The sequence below is a fragment of the Desulfovibrio sp. Fe33 genome (assembly GCF_028532725.1).
Taxonomy (GTDB): Bacteria; Desulfobacterota; Desulfovibrionia; order Desulfovibrionales; family Desulfovibrionaceae; genus Pseudodesulfovibrio.
In genome coordinates, this window is sequence record NZ_JAQKGU010000012.1 from 97,780 (window position 1) to 120,674 (window position 22,895).

General features: G+C 59.0%; 19 protein-coding genes and 2 tRNA genes. 17 read left to right on the forward strand and 4 right to left on the reverse strand.

Features of this window, described 5'->3' with window-relative positions; translation table 11 throughout:
* The 11 genes from PSN43_RS14425 (at position 1) to PSN43_RS14475 (ending at position 12,990) form a co-directional block, all read left to right on the forward strand.
* Positions 1-219 (forward strand): hypothetical protein, encoded by a 219-nt coding sequence (locus PSN43_RS14425; RefSeq protein WP_272701437.1) that lies wholly within the window; start codon positions 1-3, stop codon positions 217-219.
* Positions 220-283: 64 nt separating this feature from the next.
* Positions 284-1,687 (forward strand): hypothetical protein, encoded by a 1,404-nt coding sequence (locus PSN43_RS14430; protein ID WP_272701438.1) that lies wholly within the window; start codon positions 284-286, stop codon positions 1,685-1,687.
* A gap of 21 nt (positions 1,688-1,708) precedes the next feature.
* Complete coding sequence (locus PSN43_RS14435) at positions 1,709-2,878, forward strand: MBL fold metallo-hydrolase (RefSeq protein ID WP_272701439.1); 1,170 nt, start codon at positions 1,709-1,711, stop codon at positions 2,876-2,878.
* A 112-nt stretch (positions 2,879-2,990) separates the two neighbouring features.
* Positions 2,991-4,805: a CobW family GTP-binding protein gene (locus PSN43_RS14440; protein WP_272701440.1), complete on the forward strand. Its 1,815-nt coding sequence runs from the start codon at positions 2,991-2,993 to the stop codon at positions 4,803-4,805.
* On the forward strand, positions 4,802-5,407 hold the full coding sequence (locus tag PSN43_RS14445; RefSeq protein WP_272701441.1) for a MotA/TolQ/ExbB proton channel family protein: 606 nt from the start codon (positions 4,802-4,804) through the stop codon (positions 5,405-5,407). Before PSN43_RS14440 ends, PSN43_RS14445 begins: the two co-directional genes overlap by 4 nt.
* A complete protein-coding gene (locus tag PSN43_RS14450) occupies positions 5,404-5,841 on the forward strand; it encodes an ExbD/TolR family protein (RefSeq protein ID WP_272701442.1) in 438 nt (145 codons plus the stop codon). Before PSN43_RS14445 ends, PSN43_RS14450 begins: the two co-directional genes overlap by 4 nt.
* Positions 5,838-6,362: an energy transducer TonB family protein gene (locus PSN43_RS14455; protein WP_272701443.1), complete on the forward strand. Its 525-nt coding sequence runs from the start codon at positions 5,838-5,840 to the stop codon at positions 6,360-6,362. The genes PSN43_RS14450 and PSN43_RS14455 overlap by 4 nt, the downstream gene beginning before the upstream one ends.
* A 223-nt stretch (positions 6,363-6,585) precedes the next feature.
* Positions 6,586-8,682: a PAS domain-containing sensor histidine kinase gene (locus PSN43_RS14460; protein WP_272701444.1), complete on the forward strand. Its 2,097-nt coding sequence runs from the start codon at positions 6,586-6,588 to the stop codon at positions 8,680-8,682.
* A gap of 8 nt (positions 8,683-8,690) precedes the next feature.
* Positions 8,691-10,109, forward strand: coding sequence for a sigma-54-dependent transcriptional regulator (locus tag PSN43_RS14465; protein WP_272701445.1), 1,419 nt, complete (start codon positions 8,691-8,693; stop codon positions 10,107-10,109).
* Positions 10,110-10,344: 235 nt separating this feature from the next.
* Positions 10,345-11,001, forward strand: a complete 657-nt coding sequence (locus tag PSN43_RS14470) for a 4Fe-4S dicluster domain-containing protein (RefSeq protein ID WP_272701446.1) — start codon at positions 10,345-10,347, stop codon at positions 10,999-11,001.
* Between the two features lie 24 nt (positions 11,002-11,025).
* Positions 11,026-12,990 carry an aldehyde ferredoxin oxidoreductase family protein gene (locus PSN43_RS14475; RefSeq protein WP_272701447.1) on the forward strand — a complete coding sequence of 655 codons (1,965 nt, stop codon included), beginning with the start codon at positions 11,026-11,028 and terminating at the stop codon, positions 12,988-12,990.
* Positions 12,991-13,384: 394 nt separating this feature from the next.
* Here PSN43_RS14475 and PSN43_RS14480 read toward each other — a convergent pair whose 3' ends face one another.
* Entirely contained in the window at positions 13,385-14,242 is an 858-nt protein-coding gene (locus PSN43_RS14480) for a helix-turn-helix transcriptional regulator (RefSeq protein WP_272701448.1), read from the reverse strand.
* A gap of 119 nt (positions 14,243-14,361) precedes the next feature.
* On the opposite strand from PSN43_RS14480, the gene PSN43_RS14485 reads away from it, so the two are divergent.
* Both PSN43_RS14485 and PSN43_RS14490 read left to right on the forward strand, forming a co-directional pair.
* Positions 14,362-15,453, forward strand: coding sequence for a hypothetical protein (locus tag PSN43_RS14485; protein ID WP_272701449.1), 1,092 nt, complete (start codon positions 14,362-14,364; stop codon positions 15,451-15,453).
* A gap of 554 nt (positions 15,454-16,007) precedes the next feature.
* Positions 16,008-16,238 carry a hypothetical protein gene (locus PSN43_RS14490; RefSeq protein WP_272701450.1) on the forward strand — a complete coding sequence of 77 codons (231 nt, stop codon included), beginning with the start codon at positions 16,008-16,010 and terminating at the stop codon, positions 16,236-16,238.
* Between the two features lie 123 nt (positions 16,239-16,361).
* Here PSN43_RS14490 and PSN43_RS14495 read toward each other — a convergent pair.
* The 3 genes from PSN43_RS14495 to PSN43_RS14505 all read right to left on the reverse strand — a co-directional run bounded on the left by PSN43_RS14495 (position 16,362) and on the right by PSN43_RS14505 (position 18,020).
* Positions 16,362-16,438: transfer RNA gene (locus PSN43_RS14495), tRNA-Asp, on the reverse strand.
* Positions 16,439-16,481: 43 nt separating this feature from the next.
* A tRNA-Val gene (locus tag PSN43_RS14500) sits at positions 16,482-16,557 on the reverse strand.
* A 179-nt stretch (positions 16,558-16,736) separates the two neighbouring features.
* Entirely contained in the window at positions 16,737-18,020 is a 1,284-nt protein-coding gene (locus PSN43_RS14505) for an RsmB/NOP family class I SAM-dependent RNA methyltransferase (RefSeq protein ID WP_272701451.1), read from the reverse strand.
* A gap of 208 nt (positions 18,021-18,228) precedes the next feature.
* Between PSN43_RS14505 and PSN43_RS14510 the strand changes: the two genes are divergently transcribed.
* From PSN43_RS14510 to PSN43_RS14525, 4 genes are read left to right on the forward strand one after another with little or no spacing between them, the layout of a single operon-like run.
* The gene (locus tag PSN43_RS14510; protein ID WP_272701452.1) at positions 18,229-19,884 is read left to right on the forward strand and encodes an FG-GAP repeat domain-containing protein; all 1,656 of its coding nucleotides are present in this window, start codon (positions 18,229-18,231) and stop codon (positions 19,882-19,884) included.
* Positions 19,885-19,934: 50 nt separating this feature from the next.
* Positions 19,935-20,942 carry a TRAP transporter substrate-binding protein gene (locus PSN43_RS14515; protein ID WP_272701453.1) on the forward strand — a complete coding sequence of 336 codons (1,008 nt, stop codon included), beginning with the start codon at positions 19,935-19,937 and terminating at the stop codon, positions 20,940-20,942.
* Positions 20,943-20,996: 54 nt separating this feature from the next.
* Entirely contained in the window at positions 20,997-21,485 is a 489-nt protein-coding gene (locus tag PSN43_RS14520) for a TRAP transporter small permease (RefSeq protein WP_272701454.1), read from the forward strand.
* Positions 21,485-22,786, forward strand: coding sequence for a TRAP transporter large permease (locus PSN43_RS14525; RefSeq protein ID WP_272701455.1), 1,302 nt, complete (start codon positions 21,485-21,487; stop codon positions 22,784-22,786). Before PSN43_RS14520 ends, PSN43_RS14525 begins: the two co-directional genes overlap by 1 nt.
* Positions 22,787-22,895 lie beyond the last annotated feature (109 nt).

A 22,895-nucleotide genomic window follows, 5' to 3' on the forward strand; every position in this document is an offset into this window, starting at 1 on the left:
ATGAGACGAAGAGAATTTTTCAGCCGATTGATCCCTTTCGGAGACCAGGCGCGGGAACATGCTCCAAAAGCAACCTCCCGGTCGGAGGAAGTAACTGCGCCTCCGACTGAAAAGGAGCTGTTCCTCCGCGCCATGGCTCTGGGGATCGATCCGGCTACCTTGACCCCCGGGCAACTGGAAACATTGATTTCGGAATCTGAACCCTCAACAACACTGTAACGAGCAGAGTTGGAGTTCGGGGCCTGATCACCCCCGTCCAGCTTACTTAGGTAAGGAGAGCACAATGGATAACAGTAGTGTCAGCTACCTTGAGAGTCGGAAGCTGGTAAAGCGCTGGAGCGGACCAATTCCCGCCCTGGTGAATACGATCATCATCTTCGCATTTTTCTACGCAACCTGGTGGATTTTCCAGGACCCGCGCGGCATCATGCGCATGTACACCCCCTACGTGGGCTACATGGTCTGCCGCTGGCTCCTCATCCTCTTCATCTGGGTCGCCTACATCTTCGATTTCTGGCCGTTCAAGCGCTCTTGGCTCAACAAGACACACCCATTGATAAAGGGCGGAATCCTGACATTGGTCAGCGTCGCGGCCATGGTCATCCTCATCAAGGGATTCTTCATTGAGATCCTCGGCAACTACGGCATCGCCTACTTCAACCCGGCGCGGCTCGAAGCCATGGGCATCACGGACTTCTACGCCATCGAATACGCGGCCGAGGCGATCATGATGTTCGCCGCCATCGCCTCCTGGCTCTCCCCGAGCTGGGTCGTCGCCTGCGAGAACGCGCCCTGGCAGAAGCTCGGACAGCCTGCGCGCGGCATCACCATCGCCGTGGTCACCTTCTTCATGAGCATGATCGTCTACTTCCTGACGATGCATTCCCACATGGCCATCCTCTTCTACCCCTGGCAGAAGTTCACGGCCATCTGCCCCCCGTACTGGGAGGAATTCGCCAACACGGTCTCCGGCAACTTCCACATCGCCTGGATCATGTGTTGCACCGTCGTGGTCTGGCTCTTTGAAACCATCTGGCAACGCTACCCATTCAACCTCATCAAGAACAACGCCCTGCGCCGCCTGGCCTCCTTCTTCGGCATCATCGGCATCGCCGTCGCGCTGTGCTTCTTCCTGTACTACGCCCAGGACCTGGTCTGGGGCGAAACCATCCGCGGAACCCGCCGCCTCATGGCTCCGGACTGGCGCTGGCTGCACGTGGGTGAAATGGCCATTTTCTGGCTCGTCCCGTCCCTGTACCTGACCTTCTACTGCAACAACTGGCCGACCAAGTTCAGCCGCCCCGTCAACGTCTGCATCCGCACCCTGCTGACCGCCGCCATGGCCGCAGTGGTCTACATCATCTACTACAAGACCTCCCACCTGTTCCTGGGAACCCAGAAGGGCTTCTCCCATCCGCAGCAGTTCCCCATGATCCCGATGATCTGGCTGATCAACATCTTCCTCATCAACGTCTGGTTCATGGACGGCTGGCCGGGTTGGAAGGCTGTGCCCAAGACCGAAGCCGAACTCGAAGAAGTCAAGGAAGAGATCGTCGCCAGCGACGTGACCTGGACATCAAAGCTGGCCAAGGGTCTGGCTGTCGGATTGTGCATCGGTGTGCTGCTGTATGTCGCCATCATCAACATCCTCCCCTGGATTGGCGCCAACTTCACCATCATCAACTAGGCGAGGAGCCGGGAAACCATCATGAGCAATGACAACAAGAACATAAGCAGACGTGATTTCGTCAAGGGCGCGGCCACCGGCCTGGTCGTCGGAGCATTCGCCAGCATGGGCATGTACTCCTACACCTCCTCGGCGTACAGCCGCCTTCCGAAGGTCGAAAGGAAGATGGAAGACTTCGGCGCATGTCGGTCCATCCGCGTGACCAACATCTCCGAAACGAGCTGGTTCAACAACGCCCACCTCATCGGCGACATCCATGCCGCGGGCGGACTGCTGGTCAACCAGTACACCCTGAACTGGGCCCCCTTCGCCAACGGCAAGGGCTCCGCCAAGGGTTCCTACGAGGAGGGCATCGGTTCCATCAAGGAGCTCCTGCCCCACGACCTGAAGAAGGCCTGGGAACTCCAGAAGAAGCTGGCCCTGCACCCGGACAACCCGGGCGGGTACTCCTGCCTCATCGAGGTCGAAGCCCTGGACGGCACCATCCACAAGTACCTGCTGGACACCGGCTGGTCCTATGAATGGATGGAGGACAGCTTCAAGCGCGAGGGCATCGACAAGATGCTCGAAGAGCAGCAGATCGAAGCCCTGTTCATCTCCCATGAGCACTGGGACCACTTCTGGGGCCTGCCGGTCACGGTCAAGTACGACAACCGCATCCCCCTGTACGTGCACGACGGCTTCTACAAGGAAGGCCTCCAGTACATCAAGGACTCCGGCTACAAGGGCGACCTGACCATCGTGGACAAGCCCATTACCCAGATCATCCCGGGCATGGCGCTGCTCAAGTTCGACGTGCCCATCATCAACCGCGTATTCGGCGAGACCTCCCTGGCCTTCAACATCCAGGGCAAGGGCCTGGTGCTCATCTCCGGCTGCTGCCACCAGGGCATCCTCAAGTTCGCCGACTTCGCCCAGGCCAACCTGAAGTACGACAACGACAGGTTCTACGGCATCTACGGCGGCCTGCACATCTCGCCGTTCGAGGACTGGGACCCCAAGTACGACGACCTGGTCATCTCCCTGGGCCAGTGGAACTTCGAGCGCATCGGCTGCAACCACTGCACCGGCCACTTGACGGCCAAGAAGTTCATCGAGGCAGGATACCCTGTGGTGCGCGGCTCCGCCCGCTTCCGCTCCGCCTCCAAGGACTACCTTGGCAATGGAGACAAGATAAGTTTCGGTTGTTAACTCCTCACCACACCCCACCCTACCCGGTCCGGTCCGCCCTTCCTGGCGGGCCAACCAACCCGGTCCGGCCCGCCTTTTTCGGCGGGCCGGACCACCCATAAGGAAGACAACTATGCAACTTACAGCCGTATTGCCGACGCAACGCGCCGCCAGCCGACAGGTCGACCTTCCCGAAATGCTGACCAACTGCCTGTTGGCGGCCAACCATTACAGGGAATTCAAACGGCTGGTGGGCTGGAAGGGCATGGCCGTGTGCCCCCGGGCTCCCAGGGCCTGGACGCTCAAGATCCGCGCCCGGGATGGCGTGTTCGGCCTGGCCGCCGAGGGCGGCCGGAGCGATGCGCAGGGCCAGCACGCATCGATCGGCCTGTACTATTTCCCTGCGCCGGAAGAGCCCCTGCTCGAAACAATGTCCCTGGCCGCGGGTATCGCTTCGGCCCAACCCGACTACCTGGAAACGGTGCGGCGCTTCTCGGCCATGGGCGAATGGGCGCCCCCCTTCCGCATGGGCACCCTGGAAGTATCCCTGGCCCCGGAAGAGGACGGGCTGTTGCTCCAGTGCCACGCGCTGGACAGGAAATTGAGCATAGCAAGAGACGGCGTTGCGACCCCGGAAGGAAAGTGGGTCATCTGGCCCGGCGAAGCTGAAGAAAATTTCCCCGCCCACGAAATAGCCCAGGACTTTTTCCTGGTGCTGGCGGCCTCCGTGACCAGAAGCCTGGAAGAGCCCCCGTGCAGGGCGGGCCGAAGCCGGACGCCCGGGCACGGCCTGTTCTACGACTGCGAGGGCAACCGGTCGCCGCTGGACGACGGCATCAGCCTGGTGAGCGACCTGCTGTGCTGGGGCCAATGCGAAACCCTGGCCTCGCTCTCCCTGGCCCAATGCGACATCACTGCGGGCATTGAGACCAGGGCCGGCCTGCCCGCCCCCCTGGACGACGCCCTGTTCTGGAAGACCCACGACCTGCGCGGGCTCTCCCTCGACGAGACGTACGCCCCGGCCTTCGACCGCCGCCCCGGGCTGATCGTGCTCAGCGGTTTTCTCGGCGCGGGCAAAACGACCTTTCTCAACCAATTGCTGGAATATTACACGGCCCGCGACGAACTCGTCGCCATCATCCAGAATGAGATCGGCCAGACCGGCGTGGACGGCAAGCTGCTGGAAGGCGACGAATCCATTGTCGAGCTGGACGAGGGATGCGTCTGCTGCACCCTGGTCGGCAACCTGTCGAAAGGCATCGAGCAGCTCAAGGCCAAGTTCAACCCCAAGGTGATCGTCCTGGAATCCACGGGACTCGCGAATCCGTTCAACATCCTGAATGAATTGGAAGCACTGCGCCCGCTGGTGCGCCTGGATTCGATCACCACTCTGGTGGACGCCGAAAACGCGCCGGGCCTGCTCGCGAATCACGAAATCGCACGGAACCAGGTGGCGGCCGCGGACACGATTCTGCTGAACAAATGCGACCTGGTGGACGAAGCTCAGCGCGAACGGCTCCGCGCCACGCTGCGCGAACTGAACAGCCGCGCCGTGTTGGTGGAAACGGAGCACGGCGCGATCAACCCCGGATACCTGTACGACGCGGACCCGTTCGAACAGCGGGCCGGGCTGCTCCCCTGTATGCCGTGCGGGACGCGCCATACCCATGCCGACGAAGACTTCACCACGCAGCGCCTCGCATTCCCGTCCGCCCTCGACAGGGAGCGCCTCCTGGAGGCCCTCGACCGGCTGCCGGACACCGTCTTCCGGCTCAAGGGAATCGTCCATCTGTCCGACGAGCCGCAACCCGTCGTGGTCCAATACGTATGCGGCCGCCACGAGCTGTCTCCCCTGGGCGATGCCTTCGATCAGGACGGCTTCCTGGTGGCTATCGGCAGGAACATGGACCTCGCCGCTCTCGACGGAATGCAGGGAGCGGACGCATGAGCATACTGCAACTGGGCGGATTCATGATGTGGCCGCTGCTGGCCCTGTCCGTGGCGGCGTTGGCCGTGATCCTCGAACGATTCGTGGTCTTCACCACCCGCCGCTTTCCCTCGGCCGATGCGCTGGAGGAGTTGCGGACAACCTTCCGCGCCCAGGGCGGCGACGCGGCCCTCAAGACCATCGAGGACACGGCCCCGGCCTTTCTCGATTTCTTCAAGGCCTGCTTCGCCCCGGGCAACGGCGCGGATCATGAGCAGAACGTGCAGTCGGCCGGGGACGACGTTCTTTTCCGGTTCAACCAACGGCTGGACTTCCTGGCGACCGCCGCGGCCACGGCTCCGCTCATGGGACTGCTGGGCACGGTCATCGGCATGATAAACGCCTTTTCCCGTCTTTCGTCGTCCGGCGACGTCGACATCACCATGCTTGCGGGCGGCATATGGCAAGCCCTGCTGACCACGGCCGCCGGATTGTGCATCGCCATCCCGGCCATGCTGGCGCACCGCTGGTTCCTTCGGCAATACGACAAGATCGCCTATGCGATGCAGCGGGCGGCGAGAGTGTTGCCCGACCAGCCGGAAACGGGGGAACGAGATCAATGATCCGGTTCACGCGGCGCGCTTCCAGATCGGCTTCTCCGGACATCACCCCACTTCTGGATGTCGTGTTCATCCTGCTCATATTCTTCGTGATCTCGGCCGTCTTCACGGCCAAAGGCGTGGAAATAGAGCTGCCCGCCGCCGAAACCGCCAAGGCCGTCACCGGCAAGTCCATGGAAATCGAGCTGAAGGAAAACGGCGACATCCTCTGCGACACTGCGCCGGTCACGATGCTCGACCTGGACCACCTGCTGCGCAACACCTTTGACCGGCCCCTGTCCCTGCAACCGGACCACATCCTGCTGAAATCCGCGCCCGGCGCGCGCGTCGAACGGTTCGTGAAGATCGTGGACCTGGTGCGCAAGACCGGATTCAACAACCTGGTGATCGCCACCCGGACACGAAACGGGGACGACACCGACGGAACCGAGCGATGAACGCCCGGCAACTGTTCTGGACCTGCCTGGCCATCTCGCTGAGCCTGCATTGGTTCATGCTCCAATTCCACTGGAGCCGTCCCCAGGCCGACGCGGGCGATTCCATCGTCATCCCCGCCAACTTCGACCTTTCCGTGGCCTCGCCAAGCAACGGATTGGCCCTGGAACAGGGAACGGTTCCCCAGGAGGGGGACACGCAGCATGAAAAAGCGGCCGAAAGACTTCGCAAACAGGCGCTGAAACGTTTCCTGGCGCAGGTCCGCAGCGCCGTGGAGCGACGCAGGCTCCTCCCGGGCCGCGACGTCTCCCACCTGATCGGCAATGTCCGCTACAGATTCCGCATTCAGCCGGACGATACGTTCGCGGACATCGCCATGGAACACTCCTCCGGCACCCCGGAACTCGACGACGCAGCCCGCCGCGCCATCGAAGCGGCCAGCGGGACGGTCAAACGCCCCGCCATCCTCAAAGGCCCCTCCTGGACCATCGTCATCACGGTCAAATACCAGTACGCCCTCTAGCCCCGTTCTTTTTCGGACAACGGGGAAACCGCCCGCCGACGTTCCGCGGCCGGGGGTACTTGCCGCCACCGGCGCTGCCCTCGGCATGTCAGAAACGCAGGCGCACCTCATCCAGCCGCCGCTTCCCTCTGTCGTATCACGACAATTTTCAGTCCTCTTGCCTCAATAAAAGATCGGGAGTATGTGGTAACCAACATTTTCAACTCCACATTCGGAGCTCCTGATGGATACGGCGGTTGAGACTACATCACACGAAGAGGTCATCAAATCCCAGCGGATGCGGATCGCGGAGCTGGAATCCGAGTTGGACAAGTACAAAGGCGTCCTCGACGCCATGTCCGACGGCGTGCTGATCCTGCAAGACACCTTTTTCGACTGCAACAACAGCGCGTGCCGCATCTGGAAGGCGGAAAAAGGGCAGATCCTGGGGCATTCCCCCGCGGAATTCGCCCCTCCGACCCAGCCCAACGGGCAGTCCTCCCGGATCATGGCCTACGAAAAGATCAAGGCCGCGTCCCAGGGCACGCCGCAACGTTTTTTCTGGAAGGACAGACGCGGCGACGGCACCCTCATCGATACCGAAGTATTCCTGAAGGCGGTGTCCATCAACGACGAGCAATACGTGGTGGCCACCATACGTGACATCACCGACGACCTGCTCCGCGAACAGCAGAGCGAACTGCTCTTCGACCGCATGGAGAAGATCATTGAAGCCCGGACCGAAGAACTGAAATCCTCCAAAAACGCCCTTCAGGACGAACGCTCCTACCGCACGAAAGTCGAAGAGGACCTCGAACGGGCGGATATCGAACTGAACCAGGTTTTCGAGACATCCACCGAAGGGCTGATCGTAACGGACAACAAGAAGAACATCCTCAAGATCAACCGCGCGTTCTCGGAACTCTCCGGGCATGAATCCGAGGACATCAAGAACAAGAAGTGCTTCGACGTGTTCCCGTGCGAGGAATGCAATCCCCCGGGCTGCGTGGCCGTTTCCAAGATGATGGGAAGCGACAGCGCCGACTACGAGACGAACTGCCTCGACGCCTCGGGCCAACGAGTGGCCTGCTCCCTCACCGCGACAAAGCTCAAGGACTCCGGGGGCACCCCCATAGGCATGGTCATCGGTTACCGCAACATCACCGATTATCGGCAATGGGTGGAAGCCCTCCGGTATTCCGAAGCCCTGCACCGCATAACCCTGACCAGCATCTCCGACGCGGTGTTCATCACCGACGACAACGGGCACTTCGTCTACATCAGCCCCAGCGTGGAAACCGTGTTCGGGTACACCGAGATGGAGGTGCAGTGGTTCGACAAGATATCCGCCCTGCTCGGCGACGAGTTCTTCGACCACGACGCCCTGGACGCCCAGGGGGAAATCCGCAACATCGAGCTTTCGGTGCGGGACAAACGGGGCCGCCAGCACGAGCTGATGGTCAACGTCAAGAAGGTGAACATCCAGCACGGCACCATGCTCATCACCTGTAGGGACATCACGGAAAAGCGCATGGCGGAGCAGGAGGCCCAACTCAAGCATGAACAGCTTGTGCAGGCGGGCAAGATGGTCAGCCTGGGCATCCTCGTTTCGGGCGTGGCCCACGAGGTCAACAATCCCAACAACTACATCATGCTCAACAGCCAACTGCTCTCGCGCATGTGGAACGACGTGTCGCCCATCCTGAAACGGTATTACGATGAAAACGGCGACTTCAACCTTGCGGGGCTGAAATACAGCCACGCCCGCGACCGGACGCCGCAGCTGTTCAGGAACATCCTCGACGGGTCCGAACGGATCAAGCACATCGTCAAGGACCTCAAGGATTACGCCCGCAGCGACTCCGCGGACATGGACCAGCCCGTCTATCTGAACTCCGTCCTCAAGCATTCGCTGAACCTGCTGACCAACCAAATCAAGAAATCAACCAACCATTTCGAAGTCCATTACGATCACGGCCGCCCCGTGATTCGCGGCAACTTCCAGAGGATAGAACAGGTCATCATCAACCTCGTGCAGAACTCCTGCGAGGCCCTGCCCGACAAGCGCCGCCGCATCACCCTGACGACCCGGACCAACAGGCAGGCGGGCACCGCCGAATTCATTGTGGAGGATGAAGGCGTCGGTATTTCCGAGGCCGACCTTCCCCATCTGACCGACCCGTTTTTCACCACCAAACGCGACATCGGCGGCACGGGACTCGGCTTGTCCGTTTCCCACAAGATCGTCCGGGAACATAACGGCTCATTGGATTTCCAATCCCAACCCGGCAAAGGCACCCGCGCCACCCTCACCCTTCCCGCAATGGATCCTTCCAACTGAGAATCGTCATGCCCATTCCAAACCTCGTGCTCATCGTCGACGACGAACCCGCCACCGTGGACAGTTTTGAACTGACCCTGACCTCAGGCGGCATATCAAACATCATCCGCTGCCACGACAGCCGCGAAGTCCTGGGCATACTGGCCCGGGAGCCGGTGGACGTGGTGCTCCTGGACCTGGTCATGCCGCACATAACCGGGGAAGAGCTGCTGGAACAAATCAAGGATGCCCATGCGGAAGTGGAAGCCCTGATTATCACCGGCATCGACACCGTGGATTCCGCCGTGAATTGCATGAGACTGGGAGCGTTCGACTACCTGGTGAAACCCGTGGATGAAAACCGCTTGGTGTCCACGGTCTCCCGCGCCCTGGAAATGCGCCGCCTCAAACGGGAAAACACCAACCTGCACAGCAGCTTCCTGTCCGACGCATTGGACTACCCCGAAGCATTCTCCCATATGGTGGCGCAGGACCCGCGAATGCTGCGGGTCTTCAAATACGCCGAGGCCGTCGCCACCTCCGGCCACCCCGTGCTGATCACCGGGGAGTCGGGGACCGGCAAGGAATTGATCGCCCGCGCCCTGCACGCCCTGTCCGCCAAGGACAAGCCGTTCGTTCCGGTCAATGTGGCCGGGCTCGACGACACCGTGTTCAGCGACACGCTGTTCGGGCACCGCAAGGGCGCGTTCACCGGGGCTATGGAGGCGCGGGCCGGGCTGGTGGAGCAAGCGGCGAACGGATGCCTTTTCCTTGATGAAATCGGCGACCTGTCCCCGACATCGCAGGTCAAGCTGCTCCGGCTTATTCAGGAGCGGGAATACCTGCCCCTTGGCGCGGACATGCCCAAACCCGCCGAAGCCCGCGTCATCGCGGCCACCCATTGCGACCTGGAAGCCGCGCGCGACAAGAAGCTGTTCCGGGCCGACCTCTTCTACCGGCTGTGCATTCATCACATCCGCATACCGCCGTTGCGCGAACGGACGGACGACATCCCGCTGCTCGCCAGACATTTCGTCCGCAAGGCGGCCGGGGATCTGAACCGCAAGCCGCTCGCGATCTCCCCGCGCCTCCTGGCAAGACTGGCCGTCTACCCTTTCCCGGGGAACGTGCGCGAACTGGAATCCATGATATTCGACGCCGTGAGCAAGTGTTCGGGCAACACCCTCACGACCGACGCATTCAGGGAGAGGTTGAACGTGGGCGACGCCATGGCGAGAACAAACGGCGCAGCCAACGAAGCCATTTCATTCCCCGATCCGCTGCCCACCCTGGCCCAGGCCTCCGATTTGCTGGTGGAAGAAGCCATACGCCGCTCCAACGGCAAGCAGACCCTTGCGGCCCGCATGTTGGGTATCTCGCAACCCGCGCTTTCCAAACGGCTCAAGCGCATGGCCGTCGAATCGGAACTCCCCGACAGCTACTCATAACAACAGGAATATTATAACCTTAGTTATAACGGCACTTATCCCCGCGATTCCGGGGTAATGCGCGCAATTCAGCCGTCTGGTTATTCCATATGGAATAATCAGACGGCTTTTTCCTTTCCCCCGCACCATCACATAAAAACCAATTATTACAAACAACTGACGCGTCGCAAACGGCTTGGCACGGAACTTCCTAACAGCGCGGGCAAGAACACCCCCAAGACGCAAGGAGCATTCCATGACTAAAACCAACAAGACAGCCACCTCGGAAAGCGCGGTTTTATCCCGTCGTGGTTTCCTCAAAACCGCGCTGCCCGCGGCCGGAGGTTTGGCAACAGGGGTCGCCTTCCTCCATTCCACGGGTTCCGTGGTCTTTGCGGAACGCGCCCAAGGCTGCGAGATCGCCAAGCCCAAATATGAACTCCGCTTTGATCCCAAGATATGTGCAGGTTGCGCGTACTGTGAAGTGGCCTGCGCCCAGGCGCATGGCGGCCACGCCGACCCGCTGGCCAGCCGCAACACGTTCACTCTCAAGCCTGTCCTCGATTTCACGGGGCTCAGCGCCCTGTCCGCCAACGCCCCCGGCTGGCCGCAGGGATTGGCCGACGCCACCTTTGCCGAATTTTCCGAAAACGAGCTCTGTAGGCAATGCATTTCACCTGAGTGCATGGACGTCTGCCCGGAAAACGCCATTTACGTGGACGCGAAAACCGGGGCCAGAGTCGTTGACGAGACAAAGTGCGTAGGCTGCGGCACCTGCGAGGAAGCCTGTCAATTCGGCATGATAAAGGTGAATCCGCATACGGACATCGCCCGCAAGTGCGACCTTTGCGGCGGCGACCCGCAATGTGTCGCATGGTGCCCGACCAAGGCCATCACCTTCCACGAGCTCTAATCGCCCACTCCAGGAGAGACTGTAATGACCAAAGAAGTATACGGAAATATGGGTGTGATCCTGCGCGTGGATCTGACCACCGGAACGATTATCCGCGAAGACGCCTCAAGCTACAACAAGGAATGGCTCGGCGGACGCTGCCTGGCCCACTACCTCCTTTTCACCGAAGTCGACGTGGCCAAGACTGATCCGCTGTCGCCCGACAACAAGGTGTACATCGGCACGGGCGCTCTGGGCGCCACCACATTCCCCAGCTCGGGCCGGACTCACGCCACCTACCTTTCCCCGATGAACTACTCGGGCTGGGGCGACTCCAACTGCGGCGGACACTTCGGCCCGGCCCTGAAGCGATGCGGCTACGACATGCTGGTCATCAGCGGCAAAGCCGACAAACCTTGCTATCTCTACATCGAGGACGACGATATCCGCATCGAATCGGCTGACGGAATCTGGGGCAAGGGAACCATCGACACCCAGGCCGAGTTGATCCACAAGCATGGCGAGCCCGCCAAGCTGCTGTGCATCGGGCAGGCAGGCGAAAATCTGATCCGCTACGCCAACGTGCGCACCGAGACCACCAACTCCATGGGCCGCTGCGGCATGGGCGCGGTCTTCGGCTCCAAGAACCTCAAGGCCGTCGTCGCCAAGGGCTCCAAGCCCGTCAAGCTGTTCAAGCCCAAGGAATTCTTTGAAGTCACCAAGCAGTTGCGCGACGAGCTGATGGACCCCAAATTCGGCAAGGTCCACGGCGTGACCTACGAGCTCATGTCCAAGTGGGGCACCCCCGGCATCACCAACCTGATCGGCACGACCGGCATGGTGCCCATCCGCAACTGGCAGCGGTGCGGCATCGATCCCAAGTTCGACCGGCTGGTGCGCCTGTGGAACCAGGACCACGGCACCAGGCGCGAAGCCTGCTTCGCCTGTCCGGTCCACTGTCATGCCGCCTATGCGGTCAAGGGCGGCAAATACCCCACCCGCGGCGGCGGCCCGGAGTATGAAACCACGACCGCGTTGGGCCACAAGTGCGACATTACCGATGACAAGGCCGTCCTGAAGCTCAATGCCATGTGCAACGACTACGGACTGGACACGGTGGAAACCGGCGCCATGTTCTCCACCTTGATGGAGCTGATGGAGCGGCAGATAATCGACAAGGAGTTCGTGGACGGCATCGACATCCAGTTCGGCAACGGCGACGCCTGCGTCGAGCTGATGCCCAAGATCGTATTCCGCGAAGGGTGCGGCGACAAGATGGCCGACGGCCCCTGGCGCGTCGCCAAGGCGTTGGGTGAATCGGCGTTGCAGTCCGTATACCACCAGAAAGGCATGTGCGCGACGGGCGTCGAGACCCGGTCCACCATCGGCTCCATGCTCCAGTTCGCGGTTTCGCCGCGCGGCTCCCATCACCTCAACGGCCTGCCCACGGCGGAATGGGTCAACATCCCGCCTGTCGCCGTAAAAGTGGCCGGCTACAAGGAGGCGGGCGACGTTCGCTCATACCACCCGCAGGCCAAGGCCCGCCTGGTGCAATACTACGAAAACATGTTCTTCCTGTCCGACAGCCTCGGCATATGCAAATTCAACTTCGGCCATCTCGGCTACTGGCACGACCGTGCCGAAGACCTCGACCACATGTACGATCTGATCTGCAAATCCATCTACTACGCCTCCGGCCTCAAATATACCGTGGACGATCTGTTCACCATATTCGAGCGGTCCAACCAGATCGAGAGAGCGACCATCGTCATGCGCGGCATCCGCCGCAAGGACGACCAGCCCAACTGGAAGTGCCTCAATGAGCCCTGTCCCGGCGATCACCCGGTCGGCCCCATCCCGCTGCCTCCTATCGACGGCGAGAAATACAACAAGATTCTGGACGCCTACTACAAGCAGCGCGGTTGGAATGACGAGGGCATCCCCGAGCCGCAACATCTGAAAAAGCTCGGCCTCGGCTTCGTGGCGACGAAGATGCAAAAGGCATTGTAATCCACACTCGCACAAAAACAAACGTGGGTGGAGCAGGCAAATCCCTGCTCCACCCACTCCTTTATCCCCAAGAAAGGCCCAATCGAAACATCGACAAGAGCGGCCGTCCCATTTCCCTTTCGCTTGCTTGCGGGAAGGAGAGCTGACAAACCCAACGGCAGGGTTCCCCCCTCAGCACGCAAAATAACACGCGCAACTTGAACCCACTTCTAAAAGCACCGTTAGATTAAACAATAGCCTTTCGAACTGAATCAAATGCCTTCGTAGATCACAAAGAGTCTTAAAACGGAACAAGGACATCAAATTTCATTGATGTCCTTGTTCTTTACTGGCTGAGCCGACGAACCCCTGACGACCAGTATCATGTAAGCTATAAATGATATTTCGACAAAACTTAAGAGTACAATGCACACATTTTTCCCAATTCAGATTTAAATTGATCCTTAAGCACCTTGGGCCCCATTACTTTCGCGTGTGCTCCAAAGCTCAAAAGCCAAGACACAACTTCCGGCATGCTTTGGGCGGTGAACTCAAGGACTAAGTTCCCATTCTTGAATTCATGAATAGACTGGCCATCACTCCACTGGCGCTCTTTGATGTAGCTTGCTGTCTCCTTATCAAACTTCACTTTGACTTTCAGTTCATCCAATTTCATAAAACCAAAAAGCTCCGCCGTTTGCCCTGAATCCATTTCAATATCAAAGACTCTTCTCTGCCTAATGACTTTTTTCAGACGATGAACGGCAAGCTTGATTGAATGCCTGGGGGTTGGCTCACCTTTATCCTCTACCCGCCAACCTGCAACATAGAGAGCCTCGTGATACGAGATGATTTTCATTGGAGCGAATGCATAGGACTTCGGTTTTGGATTGCTCGGAGAATGATATGTAACTTCACAAACAGTTCTATCCTGAATTGCTTGAATAAGTGATGCGATATGTTCCTGGTGAGGACTATAATCAATCCGCCCCTTGATCTGGGCATCCACAACTGAGGCAAACGCCCTCTCCCGACCATTCATGTCTGGCAGCAAAACCGCCGTCTTGGCTATTGTATGTCGAACTTGATCCCGTACTCCTTCAGGCAAAAGGTGGAGGACCATGCCTCTGCATAGTTCCAATTGCTGAATCTCTTCCGGGCAGAGACCAACCTTCGGCGAGGCTTTCGGGGATGCCATCCTGTAGTATTTTTCTCCTCCTACCAAACGGCTCTCAACATCCCCGCCCAAACTACGGCTAATCTGCTCAATCATCCTGATGACAGTTTGCTTGGAGCAATGCATTTCCCTTGAGAGCTGCCCCAAAGAGTACTCCCTGCCCGTGAACATCAGAAAGCTATAGAGGCTAATCACCTTTTGAGACGGAGAACTGAATGGATCCTTTTTGGGGGGCATTTTTTCTAGACCTTCTTTATCGACTTGATTTTATGCAATCATTTTTTCTTTATCCCATTCCGCAATCTGGAATGCCCGTCAACTATTATGGCCCCACAGACATGAAAAGAATCAAGACGACACTTGTTTTGTGGTCAGGTAACTATATCTTTCATTCCCTTCTAGAATACGGAGATGACATGACAGCACAATTCCCTATTATTATTGACTATGATGGCGAGGACTACTCCCTCGGAGAGCTTTCGAATGGGGCAATCTTTTCTCCAACAGATTGGGGAGTAGAAACTCAGAGTGACTGTAGTGCTCTTTGGCATGGTTACAATTATGGGTGCAGCATCATCGATGACTCCCTTTACCTCACATTTATTTTTATGGACTCCAAAGATGGATTGTATCCAAAGATAGGCGGAATCACCCCAGAGGGGGGGACCTATAGGGGATTAAAGATTAGGGTTCCATACACTGGGCAGATCCGCCTGCTCAAAGACTTTGATCGCCAATATTACGTTCATCAGGGTTTTCAGTCAGCAGCTGCGCACCACACTGTTCTGGATCTCACACTAAACAATGGTTTGGTGACAGAGATTGTTGATAGATCGGATGATGCTCTTAGGCACAGAAAACTCTTCAACAAGAGTTTTGGCAATTCAAACACTGATGCTTTGGGCTACCAAAGAATCTGGCGTATGCTTTGTATGGACTCCCTCCAAAGCAAGTCGGACTTAAATCAAGATAAAAGTGCCTCGGATGAAATAAAAGATGCGCGCATACCCCGAGAGCAGATCATCAGTTGGTTTTTGAACATGTGGAATGACAGCTTCCCCGAAGAGATGGAGCAGGTTGGACATGAGGAGTGTTCAAAGCAGGCATATGTCCTTGCCGGAATCGTTCGTAGCCAGATGAGTCATTTAATCAAGTATTACGATTACAATGAAATAGAGGCTTGGGAAAAGGCTCGAAAAGACTACCTGATTGCTCCTGCCGGTCCAGAGTGTGAAGAATATATCCAAGAAGAGGAGATAGAGGATGTCGAATTTGATTTTATCGAAGACCTAATAGGCTCTGAATAAAAATAATTCATATTAGGACACCTCTGCATGTGCAGTAAAAATGAATATACATCAGATCTGCACAAAATTGATGTAGCCGAAGCACGTACCCTGAAGAAATTAAACGATTTCCTCATAAGTCTTCGGACTAGAATCAACTCTGGCGAAAGTCTTATGGGACTTGGTGCAGCAATAGTGGCAATTGAGGTACTTCTTGAAGAGGGGGAAGATTCCTGACGACAACTGGCCGACAGGGACAACCAATGTTTCAATCGATTTTGAGCAAGGAGATCGAAATTTCCGCGAGGGGCACAATTACACCCTAGAAAGCACATCCGAAGGAATCTGCCTGGATCACCTCTATCGCTCCTACACATCTGAATACGAATCAGATCACCACTCAACTACCATTGCAGAGCTCTCCCCAGCCTGTGGATTCGACGACGATGCCGTATATGAATGGCTCAGAAAAGCGAAAGATATTCTCCAGTTTGAGGACGCCAGATTGAGCGCGAGTATAGATGTTTGGTGAGTTGGTGAAAGTCCATCATTAATGCAACAGCAAGGAGGTAGAGATGACCAATCTGCAAATCGTCCATTCAATACTGACCATGTGGCAAAGGGCCTACCCAAGTGAAATGAAAAGCCTAGGGAAAAAGAGATGCTTAGAACAGGCACATGCTTTGGCAAACATGACTCGCAGGGAAATGGACACATTGAAAAAGGGTGGCATTGACGAAGATACTGCTTGGACAGAGGCTCGATACATCTGCATGGTCCCGCCAGCCAATCCAGACGACTATTAAATGTTAGCCCCCGACGAAAAAGCTGTAATAATATCGACCAAAGCAAAGATATTTTTTCTGACCGTTGTGCGATAGCCAAACTGAAAAAGGACACCAACTTTCGTTGATGTCCTTGTTCTTATCTGGCGGAGCCGAAGGGACTCGAACCCTCGGCCTCCGGCGTGACAGGCCGGCGTTATAACCAACTTAACTACGGCTCCGCTCTATATATAAAGGGTGTTAAGCTCCCCTTTATGTCAAATATGGTGGGCGCGACAGGGCTCGAACCTGTGACCCTCGGCTTGTAAGGCCGATGCTCTCCCAGCTGAGCTACGCGCCCGCAGGAAGAGAGTGTTTATCTTGGCATGGACCGCTTGTCAACCACTTTCAGCAGTGGCGGCGCGCTGTTGTCCAAGCACTCATCCGCGTTCAGCGAAGGGGATACTGCCCATACGCCCGCTTTTTGTCAACGCTTTTTCACAAAAAATTTACATCAAATAACACATTGATTTTAAACAACTATTTTGCCGACCACAAAAGACGTGCGCCTTTTCTGGCCAGCCAGCCGATCGGAAGCCCCCGGTAATAAAAGCCCACGCTCCCCTTGCCCGCCTTGAACGCTACGCTCTGCCCGGTGAGGAGGCGTTCCAGGACGTCTATATCCTCTACGTCCAGGACGTCGCAGGCGGCCTTGGCCGGGTTCTCCGCGAGAAGCACCCGGGCCAGCGGGCCGGGAGTGAACTTGGCCCGATCGCCCTTTCCCGCCACCTTGCCGAGGGGGAACCCTTGCCAGCGAAGGGAGCCGGGAACCAGGTCCAAGGCCCTTTCATGAAGGAAGAACGCCTTCCCGCCGAAATCATAAACCTCGCCCGGGGGGAGCCGATCCATATCGAGGCCGTCACCGCCAATCATCCTGTCGAGCCGCAGACGGGTGCCCGGCAAGTCCTGTTTTTGCGCACGGGCTTCGTCGATTGCGCTCGCCCCGCCGTTCTTCACGAATCTCGCCAAAAAGAACCCCTGCCCTTCCGAATCCTCGGCCACGCGCAGGACACCGTCCATAGCGGGCATGTGCGCGGGCTCGAAAACGAAGCCCTCGGGCTCGGAAAGCGGCTCAAGGGCGAGGTCGAGGGTCTCCAGCGCCCAGGCGACCTGCTCCTCGTTCTCTTCAATATTGGTGGTGCAGGTGGAATACAGAACCGTTCCGCCGGGCCTGAGCATTGCGGCCGCCTTCTCCAGGAGCGTCTTTTGCAAGGCGATCAGCGGGGCCGTCTTGGAGCCGGACCATACTTCCATGACCTTCGGGTTCTTCTCCACGGTCCCCCAGCCGCTGCACGGCGGGTCCAGCTGGATGTGATCCCAGGTTCCGTCCTCGAACGGCAGGTCCTGAGCCATGAGCTTGGCCGTGGCCGTGTTGACGGAACCCGTGCGGCGCAGGTTGGCGCGCAGGGTGCCCAGCCGGTCGGCCGAGGGCTCCGAGGCGAACACGAATCCCTGCGGCCCCACCAGACGGGAGAGCAGACTCGTCTTGCTCCCCGGGGCCGAGCACATGTCCAGGACATCGGCTCCGGACGGCGGATCAAGGGCAAGGGGCGGCAGCATGGAGGAGCGGTCCTGAATGTAAATCAGGCCAAACCGGGCCGCCAGGCTTTCACCTAAAGGAAAAGGCTCGTGAACAAGCCTGCGGGCAAGAGGATAGAACGGCTCGGGACCGAAATCGAATCCCTGTGCGCGAAGCAGCCCCTCCACCACGGGGGCGGCCGGTTCGTCGCAGACCAACCTGAACGTGCGTCCGAATCGTGTCATCAATTCTCCCTGAAATCGGGCCGGGCTCCGGGCCGTCACCATGCCGTCCGGATCGACCGCAAGAGCACCAATAGCGGCTATTGCCCGACCTATCAACACTCTTGGCCCTTTGCATCCGGGCGGGAAACTGATACAAGAGGCTCCCGTGCGCATCAGCACGTCCCAACTTTCACAACAGCAAGGTACCACCTACCTTCCGGAGGAATACATGGCAAGAAGACCCGTCATCACCGTCTTGACCGCCTTTGTGGCGACCCTGCTCCTGGCCCTTCCGGCCATGGCCCAGGGGGCCAAGACCTACGCGGTCCTTCCGTTCACATACAACGGACCCCAGAAATACGAGTATCTTTCCAAGGCCATCCAGGCCAGCCTTTCGAGCGACCTGGAATGGATGGGACACGTCGAACCCACCACCCGGAGCCTGCATGACGTGACCGCCCCCCAGGATAAGGGCGCGGCCCTCAACACCCTGCGCAGCCTCAACGTCGATTACCTCACCTACGGCGAGATAGCGATCCTCGACACCAAGGCGCACATGCGCATCGACACCGTCTCGGCCGACGGCAAATCCTGGCAGAAAAAAGGCGAGGTCAAAATTGACGAAATGACCGCCTGGCTGGATTCCCAGGCCAAGACACTCCAGGGCGACGTGTTCAACCGCCCGGGTTATGGCTCCGCCGAGGAAAAGAAGGCGTCCAAGAACACCGTTCAGGCCACGGCTCCCACCGCCAGCCCGTTCATCACCGGCGACGGCCAGCCGTTCACAACCGAGACCCTGAATCCCCAGTTCCGTTACGAGGGCGGCACCGAGACCACCGGCCGCTGGAGAAGCCAGACCCTGCCCTTCAGTTCCTATGGCATGTATATCGCCGACGGCGACGCCGACGGCCAGAACGAAGTCTTCATCATGCAGGGATCGGCCATTTCGGCTTACCGCTTCAAGGATGGCAAACTCCAGCACCTCAACACGTTCGAACTGCCCGCCAACGTCGTGAGCGTCCGGCTCGAAATCGCCGACCTCAACCGCGACGGGATGCCCGAATTCGTTGTCGGCGCATACCAGTTCGAGAGCCAGGGCGCGGTCCGCTCCCCCCGAGGCACTCCCAGATCGAGCATCCTCACCTTCAAGGGCGGCAAGTTCAGCTACCTGGTAAAGAAAGTGAACCGGTTCCTCGGCGTGTTGCGCCTCCCGCCGACCTACATGCCCGTGCTCGCGGCCCAGAAGAAAGGCCAGCGGCACCTTTTCGACAAGCATGTCTACGAAGCCTTCATCAAGGGCGACGATATCGAGATCGGCCAGACCATTCCCGTGCCGCCCTTCGGCAACGTCTACAACCTGACCTACCTGCCCGACGGACTGGGCTACAAATGCGTGGTCATCAACAACAGCAACAAGCTCGTGGTCTACAGCCAGACCTTCGAACGGCTCTATGAAAGCGACGCCAGCTACAACAGCTCCGGCGTGGTCATCGAAACGGCCGACAAGATGGTCGGCATGGGCGGAGGCGTCACCGAAGAGCACGGCATCACCTACAACATCCCCATCAGGGGAATCGCCGCCCCCCTGACCTCCAACAAACGTTACGAGTTGCTGCTCAACATGGATTTGTCCGCCACGGCGCAGGTCTTCACAAACTACAAGTACTACACCCAGGGCGAAATCCACTCGCTGGTCTATGACCAAGTGGGCCTGAACCTGGCCTGGAAGACCCGGCGCATCAAGGGCCAGGTGTGCGATGTGGCCCTGGCCGACCTGAACAACGACGGCAACAAGCAGTTGTGCGTTCTTATCAACACCTTCGCGGGCTACGGCTACGGCAACCGCAAGACCATGGTCCTGGCCTACGATCTGAATCTGCAATAACGGGCGGCCGCCCGGCCGCCCGCAACCATACGCATTTCAAGGAGAGAGTGATGCGAAAACCGACGACCGCGCTGGTCTCGTGCTTGGTCCTGGTCTGCCTTCTGGCGGTCCCGGCACTGGCCGGAACCATGGTGACCTATGCCAACTTCCCGCCCCCCAAGACCTTCCCCGCCGTCCAGATGGAGCGCTGGAAGACCGAGGTGGAAAAGCGCACGGGCGGCGAACTGACCGTCCAGACCTTCCCCGGCTCCACCCTGCTCGGCGCCAAGAACATGCTCCGCGGCGTGCAGACCGGACAGGCCGACATCGGCTGCATTTCAATCGCTTACTATCCCGGCGTGTTCCCCCTCATGTCCGCCGTCAACCTGCCCGTGGCCTTCACCTCCACCGAGGCGGCCAGCCTGACCATGTGGGACCTGTTCCTCAAGTACCAGCCCAAGGAATTCAAGGACGTCAAGGTCCTGACCATGTTCACCTCGGCTCCGTCCCAGATCATGAGCAAGGAGCCGGTGCGGACCCTGGCCGATCTCAAGGGCATGGAACTGCGCGCCTCCGGCTCCATCCTCCGTGTGCTGAACGGCCTGGGCGCCCGGGGCGTGGGAATGCCCATGTCCGAAACGCCTGAAGCCCTGCAAAAGGGCGTGGTCAAGGGCGTGGTCTCCTCCTTCGACGTGCTCAAGGATTTCAATTTCGCCGAAAGCTGCCGCCACGAAACCATCGCCAACCTGCCGGTATACCCCTTCGCCGTCATCATGAACAAGGCCAGGTGGGAATCCCTGCCCGACGATGTGAAGATGGTCCTCGACGACATGGCCCGCGAACAGGCCCAGTGGACCGGGCAGTACCTGGACAACCACATCAACGAATCCCTGGAGTGGGCCAGGGAGCAATATCAGGTGGAAGTCCACAAGCTCACGCCCGAAGAACACGCCGAGCTCAAGAAGCTGGGCGAACCGCTGGTCGAAGACTGGAAGGCGGACTGCGCCAAGGCCGGCATCGACGCCGAAGCCGTGCTCAAGGACCTGCTCGAGCTTCAGGCCAAGTACGAATCCCTGTAACTCCATATGGAACGCCCCCGCCGACACGCGGGGGCGTTCTTTTCGGGACCTCCCATGATACATTTCCTTGATCGCGCAAGCGAGCTGGTCGCCAGGGCTTTGGCCGTGCTGGCCGGTCTTTTTCTCGTCTCCATGATGCTCCTGGCCTGCGCCAACATGGTCCTGCGGGCCGTGTGGGTCCCGGTACAGGGGACCTTCGAACTGATGGGCTTTCTCGGCGCGGTGGTGGCCGCCTTTTCCCTGGCTTTCGCCCAGCGCCGCAAGGCGCACATCGCCGTGGGCATCCTGCTGTCGCGCTTCCCGGCCTGGTTCCGCCGCCTGGCCGATGCGGCCACCAACGCCCTGTCCTGCGGTTTCTTCCTGCTGGCCGGAGTGGAAACCTGGAAATGGGCCAGCTTCCTGGTGCAGACGGGCGAAGTCTCCGAGACCCTGCAAATAGTCTATTACCCCTTCGTGTTCGCTTCCGCGGCCGGTTGCGTCGCCCTGGCTTTCGTACTGGCAGTGGACACGCTCAAGGCGCTTACCGAGGAGAAGGTGGCATAATGGATCCGATCACTGCGGGCATTCTCGGCACGCTCCTGCTTCTTGCGGCCATCTTCCTTTTCCGCATTCCCGTGGCGTTCGCCATGGGCGTCATCGGTTTCGCCGGATTCGCCTATGTGCTCAACTGGAACGCGGCCAAGGGAATGCTCGGCACCGAACTGTGGAACGTCTTTTCGAACTACGGCCTGACCGTCATTCCCCTCTTCATCCTCATGGGGCAGATATGCTTCTATTCAGGGGTCAACGAGCGGCTCTACAAATCCGCCTACGCCTGGATGGGCCAGATTCGGGGCGGCATCGCCATGACGACGGTCCTGGCCTGCGCCGGATTCGCGGCCATCTGCGGCTCCAACTCGGCCACGGCCGCTACCATGTCCACCGTGGCCCTGCCCGAGATGAAGAAGTTCAAATACAACCCGATCCTGTCCACGGGGTCCGTGGCCGCGGGCGCGACCCTCGGCGTGGTCATCCCGCCCTCGGTGGTGCTCATCATCATCGGCCTGCAAACCGGCCAGTCCATCGCCGGCTTGTTCGTGGGCGGCATGATCCCCGGCATCCTGCTGACCGTCCTGTTCCTGGGCACCATCTGGTACCTGTGCAAGCGCCACCCGGAATGGGGCCCGGCCGGTCCGAAGACCACCTTTGTCGAGAAGCTGCGCTCCCTGCCCGGCTCCATCGAGATGGTCACACTGTTCATCCTGGTGATGGGCGGCTTGTTCCTGGGACTCTTCACGCCCACGGAGGCGGGCGCGGCGGGCGCGGCGCTGGCGCTGATAATCGCCACGGTTTCCGGCAAGATGTCCGTGGAAAAATTCCGCCTGGCCGTCAGCGATACCCTCAAGATATCCTCCATGATTATGGTCATCATGCTCGGCGCGGTCATCTTCGGCCGCTTCCTGGCCGTCACCCGGCTGCCCTTCGAGGCCGCATCCTGGGTGGCCGGACTGCCCATCCCGCCGGTGGTCATCATCATGGTCATCTGCCTGATCTACGTCGTCGGAGGCATGGTCATGGACGCCCTGGCCCTGCTCCTGGTGACGATCCCCATCTTCTTCCCCGTGGTCACGGCCATGGGCTACGACCCCGTCTGGTTCGGCGTGCTCATCACCGTTGTCACCACTCTCGGAGCCATCACTCCGCCTGTGGGCGTCAACCTCTTCATCGTCGCCTCCATGGCGCACGACGTCTCCATGACCGACGCCTTCAAGGGAGTCGCCTACTTCGTGGCCGCCTATGTCGTCTGCGTCGCGCTGCTGCTCATGGTTCCCGGCCTGGTCACATTCCTGCCGAGCCTGATGTAACGCAACCCCACAGCCGCAAGGCGGACTGCGCAACACGCAGAGCATTAGGACGGGAAGCCATTAAAACCGGGGCTTCCCGTCTTTTCTTTCCCCCAACGGCTTGATCCCG

What these genes read in the sequence shown, in the direction of transcription:
- PSN43_RS14450 (WP_272701442.1), top strand. Translation starts at nt 5,404, where the DNA reads ATGATCCGGTTCACGCGGCGCGCTTCCAGATCGGCTTCTCCGGACATC.
- PSN43_RS14425 (WP_272701437.1), top strand. Translation starts at nt 1, where the DNA reads ATGAGACGAAGAGAATTTTTCAGCCGATTGATCCCTTTCGGAGACCAG.
- PSN43_RS14520 (WP_272701454.1), top strand. Translation starts at nt 20,997, where the DNA reads ATGATACATTTCCTTGATCGCGCAAGCGAGCTGGTCGCCAGGGCTTTG.
- PSN43_RS14440 (WP_272701440.1), top strand. Translation starts at nt 2,991, where the DNA reads ATGCAACTTACAGCCGTATTGCCGACGCAACGCGCCGCCAGCCGACAG.
- PSN43_RS14515 (WP_272701453.1), top strand. Translation starts at nt 19,935, where the DNA reads ATGCGAAAACCGACGACCGCGCTGGTCTCGTGCTTGGTCCTGGTCTGC.
- PSN43_RS14485 (WP_272701449.1), top strand. Translation starts at nt 14,362, where the DNA reads ATGGATCCTTTTTGGGGGGCATTTTTTCTAGACCTTCTTTATCGACTT.
- PSN43_RS14455 (WP_272701443.1), top strand. Translation starts at nt 5,838, where the DNA reads ATGAACGCCCGGCAACTGTTCTGGACCTGCCTGGCCATCTCGCTGAGC.
- PSN43_RS14525 (WP_272701455.1), top strand. Translation starts at nt 21,485, where the DNA reads ATGGATCCGATCACTGCGGGCATTCTCGGCACGCTCCTGCTTCTTGCG.
- PSN43_RS14470 (WP_272701446.1), top strand. Translation starts at nt 10,345, where the DNA reads ATGACTAAAACCAACAAGACAGCCACCTCGGAAAGCGCGGTTTTATCC.
- PSN43_RS14480 (WP_272701448.1), bottom strand. Translation starts at nt 14,242, where the DNA reads ATGATTGAGCAGATTAGCCGTAGTTTGGGCGGGGATGTTGAGAGCCGT.
- PSN43_RS14475 (WP_272701447.1), top strand. Translation starts at nt 11,026, where the DNA reads ATGACCAAAGAAGTATACGGAAATATGGGTGTGATCCTGCGCGTGGAT.
- PSN43_RS14505 (WP_272701451.1), bottom strand. Translation starts at nt 18,020, where the DNA reads ATGACACGATTCGGACGCACGTTCAGGTTGGTCTGCGACGAACCGGCC.
- PSN43_RS14465 (WP_272701445.1), top strand. Translation starts at nt 8,691, where the DNA reads ATGCCCATTCCAAACCTCGTGCTCATCGTCGACGACGAACCCGCCACC.
- PSN43_RS14445 (WP_272701441.1), top strand. Translation starts at nt 4,802, where the DNA reads ATGAGCATACTGCAACTGGGCGGATTCATGATGTGGCCGCTGCTGGCC.
- PSN43_RS14510 (WP_272701452.1), top strand. Translation starts at nt 18,229, where the DNA reads ATGGCAAGAAGACCCGTCATCACCGTCTTGACCGCCTTTGTGGCGACC.
- PSN43_RS14460 (WP_272701444.1), top strand. Translation starts at nt 6,586, where the DNA reads ATGGATACGGCGGTTGAGACTACATCACACGAAGAGGTCATCAAATCC.
- PSN43_RS14490 (WP_272701450.1), top strand. Translation starts at nt 16,008, where the DNA reads ATGACCAATCTGCAAATCGTCCATTCAATACTGACCATGTGGCAAAGG.
- PSN43_RS14435 (WP_272701439.1), top strand. Translation starts at nt 1,709, where the DNA reads ATGAGCAATGACAACAAGAACATAAGCAGACGTGATTTCGTCAAGGGC.
- PSN43_RS14430 (WP_272701438.1), top strand. Translation starts at nt 284, where the DNA reads ATGGATAACAGTAGTGTCAGCTACCTTGAGAGTCGGAAGCTGGTAAAG.